This window comes from Marinobacter sp. MBR-105, from assembly GCF_053628895.1.
The window spans coordinates 73,722-88,877 of the sequence record NZ_JBRJHG010000001.1 but is presented as its reverse complement, the minus strand read 5'-3'; the positions used below and the strand labels follow the sequence as shown (position 1 = coordinate 88,877).

Below are 15,156 nucleotides of genomic sequence, written 5' to 3'. Positions count from 1 at the left end.
GCGACCAGATTACCGTGTCAGTTCACAATCCGGTAAGCGGGCAACCTGATAGCGAATGTGGGCGATGTGGTTGGATTCGGCATCTTGCCGGATGTTGGTTAACCCCAGATAGTCGGTCAATGCACCGTCTGAGTTGTACCCCAGCACGATAGGGTCAACGAGAACCCGTAACAACAGGCTGGTGGGGCGGATCTGCACGGTCAGGTCTGCGTCCACCTTGACGGAGGTGGCTGGCTCGAGAACAAAACCGTAGTGCTCCCCCCGGGTGGGCGCCAGAAACCGGAACTCCACTGATTCGCCTTGCCGGATACGTTCCCAGTTGGCCCGGACAAAGTAGTCAAACCCTGAATCCACCACCAGCTGCTGGTCGAACGGCACCGTGAATTCTCGAGTCTCGCCCGTTGGCTCCTGCCAGGCAATACTGAGAGCCTGCTCCTGCGGGTAGGTGATGGTTAACGCTTCACCGAATGCTGGCTGGCGGAACTCTACCCGGGGCCGAAACGCGGAGTTATTGTAAGACAGCGATTTACTGGCGAATGCGTCTCCGCTTTCCGGATTCCGGTAGGAAACCTGGTGGTCAACCGGGTCAAAGACGCCTTCGGAACACGTGCCTTCGATTCGATGATCCTCCTGGTAAAGCACCTTCCCATCCTGTTTGGCCGTACCTGAAAATTCAAATACCTGGCCAGACACGGGGGATGCGGCTGCTGTCAGGAGTAGGGTAAGGAACGTCGAACCAGCGAGTTTCATGTTTCCAGCTCCGCGTACAGGGCCTTGCGAATGAACAGCAGCAAAGGAAACAGGACGAACCAGCCGACGGCCATGGCGACCAGGGAAAGTGTCAGGTCCGGCAGCGCCACTATACCGAGCTGGCTGGCGGACCAATAGGCAAAGGGGCCGGCAATGGGGGCCAGAGCCCACGGCAGCCACTGGCGCTGGCTGATCCAGCCCAGGGAATGGCACAGGGTGGTCATGAAGATGGTCCAGATCGCGATGAGCCAGGGCGGGGCAGCCAGCACCTCTTTTCCGGAATCCAGGGCCAGCACCCCGGTTCGGAACCAGAGTGTATCCATCAATCCGCCGAGCACCACGCCAAAGCCAATAAACTGCAGTTCGGAAAACCGCCGTTGACTGACCAGAGCAAGATGCAGGCCCAGGAACACCAGGATCAGCCCCACCGTAGCTAGCCCGGGGTACAGCACGCAGGCCAGCCAGCCTGCCTGGAACAGTATAAAGTTCAGCAGGTTACGGGCTGTTTTTGAAGTGATCATACACTCAGAATGTTCGCGCGTTTGTTGGCCGGCTTGGCCATGACCAGATGGGCAACGCCAATTGCCCGCTCGCTGAAGCCAGCTTCGCAGTACGCGAAATAGAAATGCCACAGGCGCTGGAAGGCCTGGTCGTATCCCAGCTGTTCCAGTTCCTGACGGCACACCATGAACCGATCACACCAGTCCCTCAGCGTTCGGGCGTAGTGAAAGCCGAAGTCTTCGGCATGGGTCAGTACCAGGTCTGAGCCCCGGTTCATAGAGCCAAGAATAGCGCCAAACGATGGGATAAAGCTGCCGGGGAAAATGTAACGCTGGATGAAATCCACATTCTTCAATGCCCGGTGGTAACGCTGTTCCGGCATGTTAATGGCCTGAATCAGCGCCAGGCCATCCGGCTTCAGCAGGTGGCTGATTTGGGACAGGTAGCTGTCCAGGAACTGGGGGCCAACGGCTTCGATCATCTCGATGGACACCAGTTTGTCGAACTGTCCCTGCAGATCGCGGTAGTCGTCAAACAACAGCGTAATCCTGTCTTCCAGACCTTCCGCTTTCACTCGCGCCTGGGCCAGCTCCAGCTGCTCCCTGGAAATGGTGGTTGTGGTGACATGGCAGCCAAAGTGTTTGGCGGCGTGAATGGCAAAGCCACCCCAGCCAGTACCGATTTCCACCACCCGGTCCTCCGGCCTCAAATCCAGCTTCCGGCAGATGGTATCCAGCTTGTGAACGGCCGCTTCTTCCAGGGTTGCATCCTCGCGGGGGTAAATGGCGGAGGAATACATCATGGTCGGGTCCAGGAACAGGCGGAACAGGTCATTGCCCAGATCGTAGTGGGCGCTGATGTTCTTGCGGGAGCCTTCCGGGGTGTTGCGGTTCAGCCAGTGCAGCGCCTTGAGCGCAGGTTTGCTGATCCAGGCAAAGCGGTCTTCGAACCGGTTCATGGTGTCGATATTACGGGTAAAAAACCGGAGCAGGGCGGTCAGGTCTGGTGAGCTCCAGTCACCTGCCACGTAGGATTCAGCAGCACCGATGCTGCCACCGGTCACCAGATCCCGCCAGGTGCTGTGATTGTGGATTACCAACTCGGCCTGGGGATAGCGTTCATCGCCATCACCGAATACAAGGTCCTGTGCACCTGCCTCCCTGATCACAAGCTTGCCATGACCAAGCTGCGCCAGCTGCTGGCAAACCAGGCTCTTTGCGACACGGCTGATCAACGAAAGCCCCGTGTTTCCAGTGCGCTGGTGTTCAACCGAGGTGTTCAGGTTCTCCATGAGCTTACCCTTCCTGCCGAATCAAATGCGTTGTCTTGTTGCGCCGGTGCTTTTTCCGTTACGTCCAGCCCCAGATCTTCGATACCGCGCTGGTAGGCGCTGTCGGTTGCATCGAGTTTGTCCGGGTGGGTGTAAAAGGGTGCCCCTTTGAGTTTCAGCTTCAGGGCATTCCAGTAAATACCGGCAATGCCTTTGATGGTTTCCAGGGGAAACCGTCTCAGGCTCCTGTGCAGGGTTTTACGATCAAGAGGGGTGCGTTGGACTACCAGCGTGGCATCAAAATGCTTGCGGCCTTCCTCTTCCACATTCATGTGAACGCGCATGTCCTTGCCGCGAAAACTGAACAGCCACTGGTAGTGCTGGTTCATGCCGTTAAATGGCGACACGTGGAAGCGTTTGCTGAAGGCAAAACGCTCGGTATGCCAGGCGCTATCGGAGCCTGGCCCTGGCTGGATGCACTCCATGCAGTACACATGGCGCTGCTTCCAGGGTGTATTGGTTATCTGGGCGACGATCACTCTGGGTATGGCGCCTGCTTCCGGCCTGCAGCCCCTTTCATAGCAAAGGTAAAAGCTGACCGGATTGAAAATGTAGCCAAGATAGCGTGGGTGGGTAACCAGTTCTATTGGCCCGTCCGGTGCCCAACCAGTGGCGCTTTTAACGCGGTTGAATACGGCCTGGCGCAGGCTGGGCACTTCCGGGTCAAGGTAATCCCGCCGGTAGAGCCCCAGCCAGTTAAAACGTTCGAGGGAAAAAAACGGGCTGGTTCTGGTTACCGTGGACCAGTCGTCAAGGTCGAGGGCGAGCATTCCGATGCTGTAGCTGAATTCATGCTGGACCGGTAGCTTGCGCCGATGCCTTATGGTGCCTTCGAGCCATTCACTGGCCATAATCAGAGCTCCACCCCGAACGCCCGGGTAACCCTCAGTGCGCTGCGCACACCGTCTTCGTGAAAGCCATTGAACCAGTAGGCACCGCAAAAGTGGGTGCGGTTCCGGTTACCGATGTCATCGTAACGCTCCTGTGCGGCAACGGCGTCCAGTGTGAAGACGGGGTGATCGTATTCAAACCGTTTGATCACTTTTTCCGGATTAATATCCCGACTGCGGTTCAGGGTGACGCAAAAGGTTTCCGGAGCGTCGTCGAAGTTCTGAAGAACGTTCATGTTGTAGGTTACGGAAACCGGTTGCGTGCTGTGTTCCGGGATCATGTAATTCCAGGCGGCCCAGGCCAGACGGTTCGAGGGCAGTACGCTGGCGTCCGTGTGCAGAACCACGTCGTTCTTCTGATATGCGATGGCTCCGAGGATGCTTCTCTCATCGTCAGTGGCGTCGTCCAGCATGGCCAGGGCCTGGTCACTGTGGCAGCCGAAAATGACCTGGTCAAAACGATGTTCCTGTCCGTTGGCCGTTAGGGTAACGCCCTCGTCATCCCGTTTTACCGAAGTTACCGGGCTGTTCAGATGGATACGTTCGCCCAGCTTGTCCATCATCCGGTTTACGTAGGTAGCCGAACCTCCGGAAATCACTCGCCAGGTGGGCCGGTCATCCACGGATAACATGCCGTGGTTGTTAAAGAACTGCAGGAAAAACCGGATTGGGAACTGTTCCAGCACAATCTCCGGCGCAGACCAGATAGCCGCACCCATGGGGACAATGTAGTAGTTTCGGAAGTACCGGCTGTAGCCGTTGCGGTTCAGGTATTCCCCGAGTGTCTCGCCATCCGGAATGGTGCCTGCGGCCAGGTCGGCCCGGGTTTCCTTGTTGAACCGGAGAATCTCCCGGATCATTTTCAGGAAATTCAGATTAAACAGATTCCGGCGCTGGGCGAACAGGGTGTTCAGACTGGTGCCGTTGTACTGCAGTCCACTGGCATGGCAGTCCACGCTGAAACTCATGTTGCTCACTTCAGAGGCCACCCCGAGCCGATCCATCAACTTGATGAAGTTGGGGTAGGTCCAGTCGTTGAACACAATAAAACCGGTATTCACCGGCCAGGTGCGACCACCAGCTTCAACCTGTTCCGTGTTGGTGTGGCCTCCGGCATAGTCGCCGGCTTCAAACACATGCACATCGTGCTTGTCGGCCAGCAGCCAGGCGGCTGTTAAACCTGATACTCCAGCGCCAATCACGGCAATTCGCTGACGTTCCTGATTCATGCAAGGTATTTCCTGTGGTCAAACTTCAATGATCGGTTTTACGGGCCATGGAGGCGGCCATGCGGTCGATGACTCCCTGGGGCAGGGCGGCTAGCAGCTTCAGGGACCAGGTAAAGCGTTTCGGGAACGCGATTTCGTTCCGGCCTTTCTCAAGCCCGGTGCGAATTCGTCGAGCCGCATCCCCGGCTGAGATGATGAACGGCATGGGAAAATCGTTTCGGTCCGTCAATGGCGTTTTGACAAACCCCGGGGATACCACCACCACCCGAATCCCCTCGGCCGCCAGATCGGCTCTCAGTGACTGTGCAAAATAGGTAAGCGCCGCCTTGGAGGCGCCATAGCCCTCGGCCCGCCCGAACGGAAACCACCAGGCCGAAGAACTCACAATCACCAGAGTAGCCGGCTTGCCTTTGGCGCGGGTCGCACGCAGAGCCGGCAGGGCAATATCCAGGCAGCGCGCCGTGCCGATCACGTTGGTGGTCACGTTGTTGGCAATGACATCGCTGTTGTATTCCGCCACTTCCAGATACTCACAGGTACCGGCGTTCAGAATGACCATGTCCAGGTCGCCAAAGTGGTCAAGCTGCGACTTGACCCCCTGCAAGTCATTCTTGCTGGTGGTGTCCGCAGCGGCGGCGGCTATCTGGTTCGGGAAGGTTTGCAACAGCTCATCCAATGGCTCCTGCCGGCGGCCGGTCACAATCAGTTTGTGACCGGCACCGGCGAGTTCGTGAACCAGCGCTTCGCCAATACCGGATGAGGCGCCGGTTAACCAGATGTTGCTGGGTGATGACAGCAAGTGGCTCATCCCGCCTGCTCCTTTACCCAACGAATCATCCGGCCCAATACGGGCAGGTTTTCATACAATAGCTGGCCGGCGTCGAAATAGTCCCGGTGATACCGCACTTTCCCGTCCCGGATTTCCAGGTGGCTGATGCCTTCTACAAACACCGGCTTGCCGCCGCGAACACGCTTGTGTTGAAGTTCCATCACCCAGGGCAGGCTGCACCAGCATTCCTGAATGACGGGTTCATGGAAACGGAACTGGCAGCGGATAACGTTGCCGTAGGCGCTCGCCATGTATTCGGTCAGCTGATCAAGGCCATGTACCCGACCAAAAGGATCCTGAAACTCGATATCCTCGCCGTATACCTGCTGGAGCTTGTTGAGATTGCCTTTGTCGAGCGCGTTATACAGCGAACAGAAACGGTCCAGTACCACGGGCAATCCTGAATCCGGTGCCCCGACTTCAATGGCAGAGGCAGACGTCGTCATGAGCGGTTCCTCCTCTTGTTGTCCAGTTCCCGGGTTTCTTTCTGGATATGAGCCGGAATCGGATTAAGATCCCAGATAATGCCCAGCTTGGAAAGCAACCACAGGCCATACCAAGTCACATCAATTTCGTACCAGCGGAAACCCTGGCGTACCGATTGCGGCCAGCGGTGGTGGTTATTGTGCCAGCCCTCGCCCAGGGTGATCAGAGCCAGCCAGAAATTGTTGCGGCTGTCGTCATCGGTCTCAAACCGTCTTTTACCCCAGACGTGTGACAGGGAGTTGATCGAAACCGTTGCGTGAAAAAGCACCACGGTTGATATGAAGAAACCCCATACCAGGAGCTGAAGCCCGTTGGTGCCGAGCTCGGGCGCCCACAGGGCCAGTGCCTCGCCAAACAGGTAAATAGCAACCGCGAACGCAGCGGGTATTAGAGAGTCAAAACGGTTGATGAACCTGAGTTCCGGGAATTTCAGCCAGTCGCGCACCCTGCGTTCATCCATCGCAAAGCCCGCATCACAGGTGAACCATCCCATATGGGACCACCAGAACCCGCCCTGGTGTGGTGAGTGCAGATCCTGCTCATTGTCCGAGTGCTGGTGATGATGCCGGTGGTGCGCGGCCCACCACAAAGGACCCCGCTGGGCCGCGCTGGCCCCCAGAATGGCAAACGCGAACTGTGCAGGCCGGCTGGTTTTGAAGGTTTTGTGGGAGAAATAGCGATGGTAGAAGCCCGTGATCGCGAACATCCTTACCAGGAAGAATGCAACGGCAAAAACCACTGCGAAGGTACTGACACCGGTGTAAAGTGCCAGCAAACAGGCAAGGTGGAGAGCGATGAAGGGAAGGACTCGTACCCAGTTAAAGGTGCGGGAGTCCGTATCCAGGTGATCTGATCCAGCTTCGGAATCGAACCATCTCAGAATGTTTGTTAACCAACTATTTACTCGGGTCATATACAACCATGCGTGAAGTAACATCAGACACCACATCAATACGCAGCATCGCGGTTATTGGTTCAGGGCTGGCGGGGCTGACGGCTGCAATTCTTCTTGGCGATTCGGGCCATAATGTCCGAGTATTCGAGAAAAGTCGCGGCCCCGGTGGTCGTCTGGCGTCCAAGCGCGTAGCGAACGGCTCCGCCGATATCGGCGCGCAATACTTCACTTCCCGCAATCCCGGCTTCACCCGGTTTCTGGATCGCTGGGCCGGGCCCCAGAGCTACCAGAGCTGGAATGCCCGGTTCGGCTATCAGACGGAAGGGGGCAGCTGGCAGGCGTTTCCGGAGGAACACCGGTTTGTTGGTACTCCGCGAATGACGGCCATTTCCCGGGCTCTTTCTGAACACATTACGCTGGCATCCGGTGTTCGAATCGTCCGATTGTCGAAAGAAGATTCGAAATGGCAGCTCACCGGTAGCGATGGGCAGCACTACGACGGCTTTGATCAGGTCGTGATCACGGCGCCACCGGCGCAGGCTCAGGAACTATTGCGGGACAGCGGGCTTGATGCGATGGCGGAAGGGCTGGCTGGACACGTGGGTAATATCCTGCCGTGCTGGGCGGTAGCTGCCCATTTTAATCGCTCCGTTGATTTCCCGTTCGATGCTGCGCGCCCCAACTCGGACGTGTTGTTCTGGGTGGCCAACAACTCCTCCAAACCCGGCCGCGAAGACGAGGGCCAGTGGTGGGTGCTGCACGCTAACCCCGAGTGGACACATCAGCACGTGGATGACGCTCCGGAAAGCATTGCTGAAGCTCTGCTGGCGGAATTCAAGGCACTGGCCGGGCATGAAGAGGCTCCGGATGACTGGGTACCTCATCGTTGGCTGTACGCACGGTCGGAAGCCGCCGATAACCCCGGCTATCTTTTCGACCAGAATACTGGCATTGGTCTGGCAGGCGACTGGCTGGCGGGCGGCCGGGTTGAAGGCGCCTGGGAAAGTGCCTCGCAACTGGTGCAGGTGATGGCCGACAGCCCTGAACAGTAATCTGCGTTACTCGGTCAGGTCGGAGGGAGCTTTTTCTGCCACTTCCGGCCGCCGGTAGAAATGGGTGATGGTGCCGTCGCCGAACTTTGAGAAGAACGCACTCACTTCGGTGATATTCCTCAGGCTGCGCTCCCGGGTGATCGGGTTCTTCACCAGCACCTTGATGCCGTTGAAGTTGTCCTGAATGTTCGAGAAGCGGGCCTTCATGGAGCAGGTCACCACGTTGTCCGGGTTAATGCCCAGCTCCGATGCCAGCCAGCGGCTGTGGTTCAGGATTTCGGTCTTGCCCAGATTCTCTCGTGTGTCGATATGGTCCAGCTTCACGCGGTTCACAATGCAGAACGAGTAGCTCCTGGGCTCCCGGCGGGCCACCTTGCGGAAGGCTTCCCAGAAAAAGTTATCGGTCAGCTCGGCAAACCATTTCATGTTGCTCAGGCAGGTATCCACCCAGTCGAAGCTTTCCGGGTCCTCCAGCACTTCGTTAATGGCCTCACGCAGCAACCAGTCGAAGCCCAGAGCGGTCTTGTGCGCATATACCTTGCGATACATCTGGTGGCGGCTGTACACGAAGTCTTCCAGGGCGCCCAGGCCTTTCTGTGTAATCGCAAGCCCCATCCAGGGTTCAGAAACGTCCCAGCCGAACCGCAGGTTGCTCAGCAGGTGATCGAGATTGAAACCGCCGATGGTGACCGAGCTGTGGAAGCCGTCCCGCAACATGTAATCGGCCCGGTCCGCATCAATCTCCCCCGATACGATGGATGACAGCAGGCCCATCACCAGCTGCGGTACATCCCGGGGCGGAATATTGCCGGCAATGGCATCATCACCAGCGATAAATTCCCAGAAGGTCTGGGCGTGGCGGCAGAAGGTTTCGCTGGGCGTAACATCGGTGGTTTCCATAATGCCGATGACATCGATGGCAGCCAGCCCGGCGCTCTCCAGATCCACAGACGAGAGTACGTCATGGGCGACTCGAACAGAGTAGTGTTCATGCTCCAGCTCTTCCGGTTCACTGGCGTGGTAGGCGGAATAGTCGACGCCTTCCCACAAATCCCGGAACCGTTCAGGACGAGACATCAGGTCGCGAATCTTCCGGGCCTGGGTGAACTGATGGGAGAAACTGGAGTGGCCGCTGTCGTGCAGCAAGCAGCCAAGCCGGATGGTTTTGGCGAGGTAATCAATGGCATCGAGCTGGCTCAGGCTGAGATCGGTCTGCTCACTCAGCTGTCGTTCCCGAAGGTAAGCATCGATCATGGCCCGGAACATCCGCGTGCCCACATGCATCACCCCGATGCTGTGCAGGAAACGGGAATGCGTGGCGCCGGGGAAAACCAGGCTCAGAATGTCGTTCTGGCAGATGTTGCGCAAGCGCTGGAACAGAGGGTGGTCAATCACCTGGATTTCGTGCCGGTAGAGCGGGATACCGCCATGCACCGGGTCCATGATCAGTTTGTCATAGGCTCCGAGCAGATCATTAACGGCACGTCTCATGGTTACAATTCTCCCAAAATGATGATTGCGGCCTTGTTATATCACAGGGGCATGCCAGAATAGGCCATATAAAGCCTTTTTTCTTTACCGCTGGTAGTTTAGGGCAGCCAACATGACCTCGCGCACCGAGCGCATTCTGATAATTGACGCCGATGAACAGGCCCGAGCCGATCTGTCCCGTTACCTGGAGGCGCGGGGGTTTTACGTAACTGGTGCAGCGGGGGTAAACGCTGCCCGAGGATTGTTCGACGACAATATCCCGGATGTGATCTTTGCAGATCTCCCTCCAGAGGCGATCAGAGACCTGTCCCGGCGCCTTGATGAAACAGAAAGTTTCACGCCGATAGTGGCCTGCACCAGCAGCCAGTCCAGCGCCGATGTGGTCCAGGCCATGCGGGCCGGAGCCGCCGATGTCGTGCTCAAACCCTGCAATGACGACCGCAATGCACTGGACGACGTTATCGGCAAGTTGTTTGACCGGGTCAGGGTAAACCGCCTGAACCAGTTGTACCGGCAGGAACTGGAAGAAGCCAACCGGGACCTGCGCAACGGTATTGCCGAGCTAAGGGCCGATCAGAATGCCGGTCGCAAGGTGCAGCTAAAAATGCTGCCAGACCATCAGCTCACGCTTTCCGGGCTCAGCGTTGATTACCTCATCAAGCCGTCCCTGTATCTCAGTGGCGATTTTCTCGACTATTTTCGCATCAGTGAAGACAAGGTCCTCGTTTATATCGCCGACGTTTCTGGCCATGGCGCCAGTTCCGCATTCGTTACCGTGTTACTGCGAAACCTCACCAATCGTTTGCAGCGGAATCTTCGGCGTCAGTCCAGTGAAGACATCCTGCACCCGGAACGTTTCCTGGAGCGCATCAACTCAGAGCTGTTGGATACAGGGCTTGGCAAGCATGTCACCGTGTTTGTTGGCATCATTTCAACGACTGAACGTACATTGAGTTATGCGGTTGGGGCGCATTTCCCGATGCCCATTCTGTCTTTTGAAGACGGTGAAACCCGTTTTCTGGAAGGCAGCGGGCTGCCGGTAGGGCTGTTTGAAACGCCGGAATGGGAACTTTACCAGGTGAAGCTGGACCGACCATTCAGGCTGTTGTTGTTCTCCGATGGCCTGTTGGAAGTGATCCCGGCCAAATCTCTGGATGAAAAGGAGAACAGACTACTTGAACTCGTTTCAGGAGGTAGTCACACTATCGCATCGCTGAGCGACGCTCTGGGGCTGGATAAGATCTCGGAGCTGCCTGACGATATCGCGATAGTATCGGTAACTGATACCATAAACGGGTCAGATAACACGTCGTCGACTTAGTGGCAGTGTGAAAAATGGCTGGTTATAAAATCCTGCAAGCAGAACAGCAGGGAATATACGTCCTGAAGTTTATTGGGGAAATCCGGCTGAACCTGTGTTCGACGCTGGACAATCTGGTTGAGTCCATAACCCGTGATCCGGCATTCAAAACCGTGGTTATCGATCTCACCGAGACGGAAATCATCGACAGCACAACGCTTGGCCTGCTGGCCAAGATTGCGCTGGCGGCGCAGAAACAAAGTCATTTTCTGCCAACGCTGATTTCCACCAACCCCGATATCACCCGCATTATTACGTCCATGGGCTTCGACAAGATTTTCATTATTGTCCGTGAGCCAGCTTCCCGAATTGAAGAACTCGAAGAAATCCCCGTGCTCAAGGCGAGCGAACAGCAGGTTCGCGATAAAGTTCTTGATGCCCATAAAGTACTGATGGGCATGAATAGCCGGAACAGGGAAGAATTCAAGAATCTGGTACGGGCGCTGGAATGCGAGGAAACTGGCTGAAACGCCAGTCCTGCACCGGGCCTGACCCTGACAGAAACAGAACGGAACGTTTATGCCTGATAACCCGACGCCCGGTAATCACGGGGCGAATTCCTACGATGTGGCAGTACTTGGCGGCGGCAGCTTCGGCACTGCCATGGCAAAAGTACTGGGCGAAAACGGCCACGTTGTGCACTTCTGGATGCGCGATGAAGCCCAGGCAGAGGAAATCCGCAGTACCCGCATTAACCGCCGGTATATGCCTGCCGTTACCCTAGAGGGCGATATTCAGCCGACAACAGACCTGGCCGAAGCCGTGCGCAAGGCGGAGATCGTGCTGGTTGCCATCCCGTCAAAAGCGTTCCGGTCGGTCATTCGCGAACACAGCAGCGCGTTCCGCGATGGCCAGATCGTCGTCAGCCTGACCAAAGGCATTGAAGAGCATGGTTTCAAGTTGATGAGCGAAATTCTGCTGGAGGAACTCCCCAGATGCCGCTCCGGCGTTCTGAGCGGGCCGAACCTGGCTGGCGAGATCGTCAACCGGGAACTGACCGCCACCGTGATCGCAGCAAAAGACCCGGATGTGCGCCGCACAGTGCAGGAACTGCTGGGCTGCGAATACTTTCGGGTTTACGCCAATGTTGATGTCTACGGTGTGGAACTGGCCGGCGCACTTAAGAATATCTACGCCATTGTTGCCGGCCTGGCATCGGCCCTGAACATGGGCGAGAATGCGAAAGCCATGCTGATTACCCGTGGCCTGGCCGAAATGAGCCGTTTTGCGGTTAGCCTTGGCGCCAACCCGATGACCTTTATGGGCCTTGCAGGTGTTGGCGACCTGATTGCCACCTGTACCTCCAGCAAAAGCCGGAATTTCCGGGTTGGTTACGCCATTGGCAAGGGCCAGAAGCTGGAAGAAGCCGTGCAGGAGCTGGGGCAGGTGGCCGAAGGTATCTATACCCTGAAACTGGTACGGGAAAAATCTGAGGCTATTGGCATCTACATGCCTCTGGTACGGGGGCTTTACGAGATTCTCTATGAAAGCGCTTCCATCAATGCAGTGATCAACAGCCTGATGATGGCCGTGCAGAACTCTGATGTGGAGTTCATTCTGCCGCGCACCATTACCCAGTGACCCGGGATTGTCATCCTGAAGGAGAGGCACGTGCATCTGATTGTTATGCGCCATGGTGAGGCCGGCTGGCATTCGCTGGATCAGGAGCGTGAGCTGACCGAGGCGGGTCGCCGCGGCGTGGCAGCCGTGGCGGCGCAAATTGCCTCTTCCCCGTGGCGTCCCGCCCAGATCTGGTCCAGCCCCTATGTTCGGGCCCGGCAAACCGCCGCGATTGTGGCGGAAGTGCTGAATTGCCCGGTCCAGGAAAAAGCCTTTATCACACCCGATGATGACCCTGGCCGTTGTCTGGATGAGTTTCTGGACAACCAGGTTTCACCATTGATGCTGGTTTCCCACATGCCATTTGTGGGTAGCTTCTCCACTCTGTTGGTGGATGGCCATCGGCAGGGCATTCCCTTTATGACTTCTCAGGCTGTACTGCTGGATATGCCTGTAGTGGGGCCAGGCTGCGCCGACTTGAAAGCCCAGTTTCTGCCCTGATTTAATCAGTACATCACTCATTTCTGATACTGAACGAACCTATGTACAGTTTTCCCATTGATTACATTGAGCCGGTCTTCCGGCCGCCCAGCGAGGCCAAATCGCTGATTCTGCCGGTGACTAATGGCTGTTCCTGGAACCAGTGCACCTTCTGTGAGATGTATACTCAGCCCCAGAAGAAATTCCGGGCTCGAAAGCCCGAAGACATCAGGGCAGACATCGAGAAAGCAGCAGCGGCATTTAGCGACGTGCGCCGGGTTTTCCTGGCCGATGGAGACGCCATGGTGCTGCCCACCCGGCGCTTGCTGGAAATAATCGCTGACTTGAAGCGAGCTTTTCCCGGCCTGGAACGCGTTTCCAGCTACTGCCTGCCACGAAACCTGGCGAAAAAATCGGTTGAAGAGTTGGCGCAGCTCCGGGAAGCCGGCCTGCAAATCCTCTATGTGGGCATGGAATCCGGCGACGACGAGATTCTTCGGCGCGTTAACAAAGGTGAAACCTGGGAATCCACCCGGTCTGCCCTGGTGAAGATCCGGGAAGCGGGCCTGGTGAGCTCGGTGATGGTGCTCAATGGTCTGGGCGGTGAAGCTCTTTCACGGCAGCATGCCATTAACACTGCCACACTGTGCAATGAAACCCAGCCCGATTATCTGTCTACCCTGGTGGTCAGCTTCCCGCAGGGTGAAGAGCGATTCCGCGAGGGTTTCGGGGCGGATTTCGTGCCCCTGGGCCAGCAGGCCCTGTTCGAGGAAATCCGTGTGTTCCTGGAGCACCTGGAACTGGACAACACCATTTTCCGCAGCGATCACGCCTCCAATTACCTTGTGCTCAAAGGTACGCTGGGCCGCGATAAAGACCGCCTGCTGCAGCAGGTAAACATGGCCATTACCCAGCCTGGCGCTGTGCCTCTGCGGGCAGAATGGATGCGTGGGCTCTGATCAGGGAGAAAAACATGAACCGGACACCCGATGACATTGCCAAATCCCTCGAAGACGCCGGCAAGAGCAGGGATCTGCCACCGCTGGATAAATGGCACCCCGAACTTTCCGGCGATATGGATCTGGTGATCACCCGCGACGGCCAGTGGGTCTTCAAAGGTGAGCCCATCGTCCGGGAGGCCACGGTAAAGCTGTTCTCTACCATTCTCAGGCGGGAAAGCGATGGAGAGTACTACCTGGTTACGCCGGTCGAGAAATGGCGTATCCAGGTTGAGGACGCACCACTGCTGGCCCATGGTCTGGAGGTGAAAGGCGAGGGCGCGGAGCAGGTTATCACCCTGGCCACCAACATGGGCGAAACCCTGGAGATTGGCGAGCAGCACCCGTTACATGTGGGTTCCTACTCCGAGACTGGCGAACCTCGGCCAGTTATTCAGGTACGCCACGGTGTTGAAGCCCGGCTGGTTACCTCGGCGTTCTATGACCTCGCCGAACTGGCCGAGGAAACCGAAGCGGCGGGAAAAACCGTGTACGGGGTGCTTAGTCACGGAAAATTCTGGGAAATCGGGCGAGGCGGTTGAAAAGCGCCTGACCACCCCAATGAATAAGGTAGAAAACGCAGTCTGTCACTTGTTAAACTGTGGTTTCTTACTTGTTATCGAGCCTGGCTCTCTAACGAGGCCCGGTGGTCGTTAGTCCCTCTGTGCAGTCTGGCTGTTCACGATCACTTTCGATTGCCTACAATCTAAATACACAGTCATTGCGACACGCAAGGAGATCACATGGCCCAACCTCGTGTTGTCACCATCCATTACACGCTCACTAACGACCAGGGAGAGCAACTCGATTCCTCCCGCGTAGAAGGCCGTGAGCCCCTGGCATACCTGGAAGGTGCACAGAACATCATCGGCGGACTGGAAAGTGCGCTGACCGAGAAGAACGCTGGCGACCAGGTTAAAGTTTCCGTAGAGCCAGCTGAAGGCTACGGTGAAGTAAACGAAGAGCTCATCCAGCCGGTTCCGCGCTCTGCTTTCGAGGGCGTAGACACCATCGAGCCAGGCATGCAGTTCCAGGCACAAACTCCGGGCGGCCCCCAGGTCGTTCGTGTAGTAGAAGTTGGCGACGAAACCGTTACCATCGATGCCAACCACCCGCTGGCGGGCCAGACTCTGCACTTCGACGTTGAAGTGGTAGAAACCCGCGAAGCAACCGACGAAGAGCAAGAGCACGGCCACGTGCACTGATATGCCTTCTGATGGTTGATCAGAAAACGGCACCTTCGGGGGCCGTTTTTTTATGCCCGGAATAATCTGCGAGCATAAAAAAACCGGGGCAAGCCCCGGT

Annotated in this window: 17 protein-coding genes; 8 read left to right on the top strand and 9 right to left on the bottom strand. The window is 56.9% G+C overall.

Translation table 11 applies throughout. The annotated features are described in order from the left end of the window. Positions 1–9: 9 nt before the first annotated feature. The 8 genes from ACSSVV_RS00450 to ACSSVV_RS00415 are packed head-to-tail and all read right to left on the bottom strand — an operon-like array spanning position 10 to position 6,928. Positions 10–750: a hypothetical protein gene (locus ACSSVV_RS00450; RefSeq protein WP_023010299.1), complete on the bottom strand. Its 741-nt coding sequence runs from the start codon at positions 748–750 to the stop codon at positions 10–12. Then, the gene (locus ACSSVV_RS00445) at positions 747–1,271 is read right to left on the bottom strand and encodes a DUF2878 domain-containing protein (RefSeq protein ID WP_023010298.1); all 525 of its coding nucleotides are present in this window, start codon (positions 1,269–1,271) and stop codon (positions 747–749) included. The genes ACSSVV_RS00450 and ACSSVV_RS00445 overlap by 4 nt, the downstream gene beginning before the upstream one ends. Further along, complete coding sequence (locus ACSSVV_RS00440) at positions 1,268–2,542, bottom strand: SAM-dependent methyltransferase (protein WP_023010297.1); 1,275 nt, start codon at positions 2,540–2,542, stop codon at positions 1,268–1,270. The genes ACSSVV_RS00445 and ACSSVV_RS00440 overlap by 4 nt, the downstream gene beginning before the upstream one ends. Beyond that, positions 2,530–3,432: a DUF1365 domain-containing protein gene (locus ACSSVV_RS00435; RefSeq protein WP_023010296.1), complete on the bottom strand. Its 903-nt coding sequence runs from the start codon at positions 3,430–3,432 to the stop codon at positions 2,530–2,532. The genes ACSSVV_RS00440 and ACSSVV_RS00435 overlap by 13 nt, the downstream gene beginning before the upstream one ends. A gap of 2 nt (positions 3,433–3,434) precedes the next feature. Next, positions 3,435–4,700, bottom strand: a complete 1,266-nt coding sequence (locus tag ACSSVV_RS00430; protein ID WP_023010295.1) for an NAD(P)/FAD-dependent oxidoreductase — start codon at positions 4,698–4,700, stop codon at positions 3,435–3,437. 25 nt (positions 4,701–4,725) lie between these two features. Then, positions 4,726–5,508: an SDR family NAD(P)-dependent oxidoreductase gene (locus tag ACSSVV_RS00425; RefSeq protein WP_454105365.1), complete on the bottom strand. Its 783-nt coding sequence runs from the start codon at positions 5,506–5,508 to the stop codon at positions 4,726–4,728. After that, positions 5,505–5,975 carry a nuclear transport factor 2 family protein gene (locus ACSSVV_RS00420; protein ID WP_023010293.1) on the bottom strand — a complete coding sequence of 157 codons (471 nt, stop codon included), beginning with the start codon at positions 5,973–5,975 and terminating at the stop codon, positions 5,505–5,507. Before ACSSVV_RS00420 ends, ACSSVV_RS00425 begins: the two co-directional genes overlap by 4 nt. Beyond that, on the bottom strand, positions 5,972–6,928 hold the full coding sequence (locus tag ACSSVV_RS00415) for an acyl-CoA desaturase (protein ID WP_023010292.1): 957 nt from the start codon (positions 6,926–6,928) through the stop codon (positions 5,972–5,974). The genes ACSSVV_RS00420 and ACSSVV_RS00415 overlap by 4 nt, the downstream gene beginning before the upstream one ends. Before the next feature lie 8 nt (positions 6,929–6,936). Between ACSSVV_RS00415 and ACSSVV_RS00410 the strand changes: the two genes are divergently transcribed. Continuing rightward, a complete protein-coding gene (locus tag ACSSVV_RS00410; protein WP_023010291.1) occupies positions 6,937–7,962 on the top strand; it encodes an NAD(P)/FAD-dependent oxidoreductase in 1,026 nt (341 codons plus the stop codon). Between the two features lie 6 nt (positions 7,963–7,968). Here the strand turns inward: ACSSVV_RS00410 and ACSSVV_RS00405 are convergent, their stop codons facing one another. Beyond that, positions 7,969–9,453 carry an HD domain-containing protein gene (locus ACSSVV_RS00405; protein WP_023010290.1) on the bottom strand — a complete coding sequence of 495 codons (1,485 nt, stop codon included), beginning with the start codon at positions 9,451–9,453 and terminating at the stop codon, positions 7,969–7,971. Between the two features lie 112 nt (positions 9,454–9,565). Here ACSSVV_RS00405 and ACSSVV_RS00400 point away from each other — a divergent pair, with 112 nt between their 5' ends. The 7 genes from ACSSVV_RS00400 (at position 9,566) to ACSSVV_RS00370 (ending at position 15,056) form a co-directional block, all read left to right on the top strand. Beyond that, positions 9,566–10,774 carry a PP2C family protein-serine/threonine phosphatase gene (locus ACSSVV_RS00400; protein ID WP_023010289.1) on the top strand — a complete coding sequence of 403 codons (1,209 nt, stop codon included), beginning with the start codon at positions 9,566–9,568 and terminating at the stop codon, positions 10,772–10,774. A 14-nt stretch (positions 10,775–10,788) separates the two neighbouring features. After that, entirely contained in the window at positions 10,789–11,280 is a 492-nt protein-coding gene (locus ACSSVV_RS00395) for an STAS domain-containing protein (RefSeq protein WP_011784965.1), read from the top strand. 52 nt (positions 11,281–11,332) lie between these two features. Continuing rightward, on the top strand, positions 11,333–12,394 hold the full coding sequence (locus ACSSVV_RS00390) for an NAD(P)H-dependent glycerol-3-phosphate dehydrogenase (protein ID WP_023010288.1): 1,062 nt from the start codon (positions 11,333–11,335) through the stop codon (positions 12,392–12,394). A gap of 30 nt (positions 12,395–12,424) precedes the next feature. After that, complete coding sequence (locus ACSSVV_RS00385) at positions 12,425–12,874, top strand: SixA phosphatase family protein (RefSeq protein ID WP_023010287.1); 450 nt, start codon at positions 12,425–12,427, stop codon at positions 12,872–12,874. Between the two features lie 41 nt (positions 12,875–12,915). Then, positions 12,916–13,812, top strand: a complete 897-nt coding sequence (locus ACSSVV_RS00380; protein ID WP_023010286.1) for a radical SAM protein — start codon at positions 12,916–12,918, stop codon at positions 13,810–13,812. 14 nt (positions 13,813–13,826) lie between these two features. After that, a complete protein-coding gene (locus ACSSVV_RS00375) occupies positions 13,827–14,393 on the top strand; it encodes a DUF1285 domain-containing protein (RefSeq protein ID WP_031210922.1) in 567 nt (188 codons plus the stop codon). Between the two features lie 201 nt (positions 14,394–14,594). Then, the gene (locus ACSSVV_RS00370) at positions 14,595–15,056 is read left to right on the top strand and encodes an FKBP-type peptidyl-prolyl cis-trans isomerase (RefSeq protein WP_011784960.1); all 462 of its coding nucleotides are present in this window, start codon (positions 14,595–14,597) and stop codon (positions 15,054–15,056) included. Positions 15,057–15,156: the final 100 nt, after the last annotated feature.

Coding starts and splice junctions, on each gene's coding strand:
- ACSSVV_RS00450 (WP_023010299.1), bottom strand. CDS start 750: ATGAAACTCGCTGGTTCGACGTTCCTTACCCTACTCCTGACAGCAGCC.
- ACSSVV_RS00445 (WP_023010298.1), bottom strand. CDS start 1,271: ATGATCACTTCAAAAACAGCCCGTAACCTGCTGAACTTTATACTGTTC.
- ACSSVV_RS00440 (WP_023010297.1), bottom strand. CDS start 2,542: ATGGAGAACCTGAACACCTCGGTTGAACACCAGCGCACTGGAAACACG.
- ACSSVV_RS00435 (WP_023010296.1), bottom strand. CDS start 3,432: ATGGCCAGTGAATGGCTCGAAGGCACCATAAGGCATCGGCGCAAGCTA.
- ACSSVV_RS00430 (WP_023010295.1), bottom strand. CDS start 4,700: ATGAATCAGGAACGTCAGCGAATTGCCGTGATTGGCGCTGGAGTATCA.
- ACSSVV_RS00425 (WP_454105365.1), bottom strand. CDS start 5,508: ATGAGCCACTTGCTGTCATCACCCAGCAACATCTGGTTAACCGGCGCC.
- ACSSVV_RS00420 (WP_023010293.1), bottom strand. CDS start 5,975: ATGACGACGTCTGCCTCTGCCATTGAAGTCGGGGCACCGGATTCAGGA.
- ACSSVV_RS00415 (WP_023010292.1), bottom strand. CDS start 6,928: ATGACCCGAGTAAATAGTTGGTTAACAAACATTCTGAGATGGTTCGAT.
- ACSSVV_RS00410 (WP_023010291.1), top strand. CDS start 6,937: ATGCGTGAAGTAACATCAGACACCACATCAATACGCAGCATCGCGGTT.
- ACSSVV_RS00405 (WP_023010290.1), bottom strand. CDS start 9,453: ATGAGACGTGCCGTTAATGATCTGCTCGGAGCCTATGACAAACTGATC.
- ACSSVV_RS00400 (WP_023010289.1), top strand. CDS start 9,566: ATGACCTCGCGCACCGAGCGCATTCTGATAATTGACGCCGATGAACAG.
- ACSSVV_RS00395 (WP_011784965.1), top strand. CDS start 10,789: ATGGCTGGTTATAAAATCCTGCAAGCAGAACAGCAGGGAATATACGTC.
- ACSSVV_RS00390 (WP_023010288.1), top strand. CDS start 11,333: ATGCCTGATAACCCGACGCCCGGTAATCACGGGGCGAATTCCTACGAT.
- ACSSVV_RS00380 (WP_023010286.1), top strand. CDS start 12,916: ATGTACAGTTTTCCCATTGATTACATTGAGCCGGTCTTCCGGCCGCCC.
- ACSSVV_RS00375 (WP_031210922.1), top strand. CDS start 13,827: ATGAACCGGACACCCGATGACATTGCCAAATCCCTCGAAGACGCCGGC.
- ACSSVV_RS00370 (WP_011784960.1), top strand. CDS start 14,595: ATGGCCCAACCTCGTGTTGTCACCATCCATTACACGCTCACTAACGAC.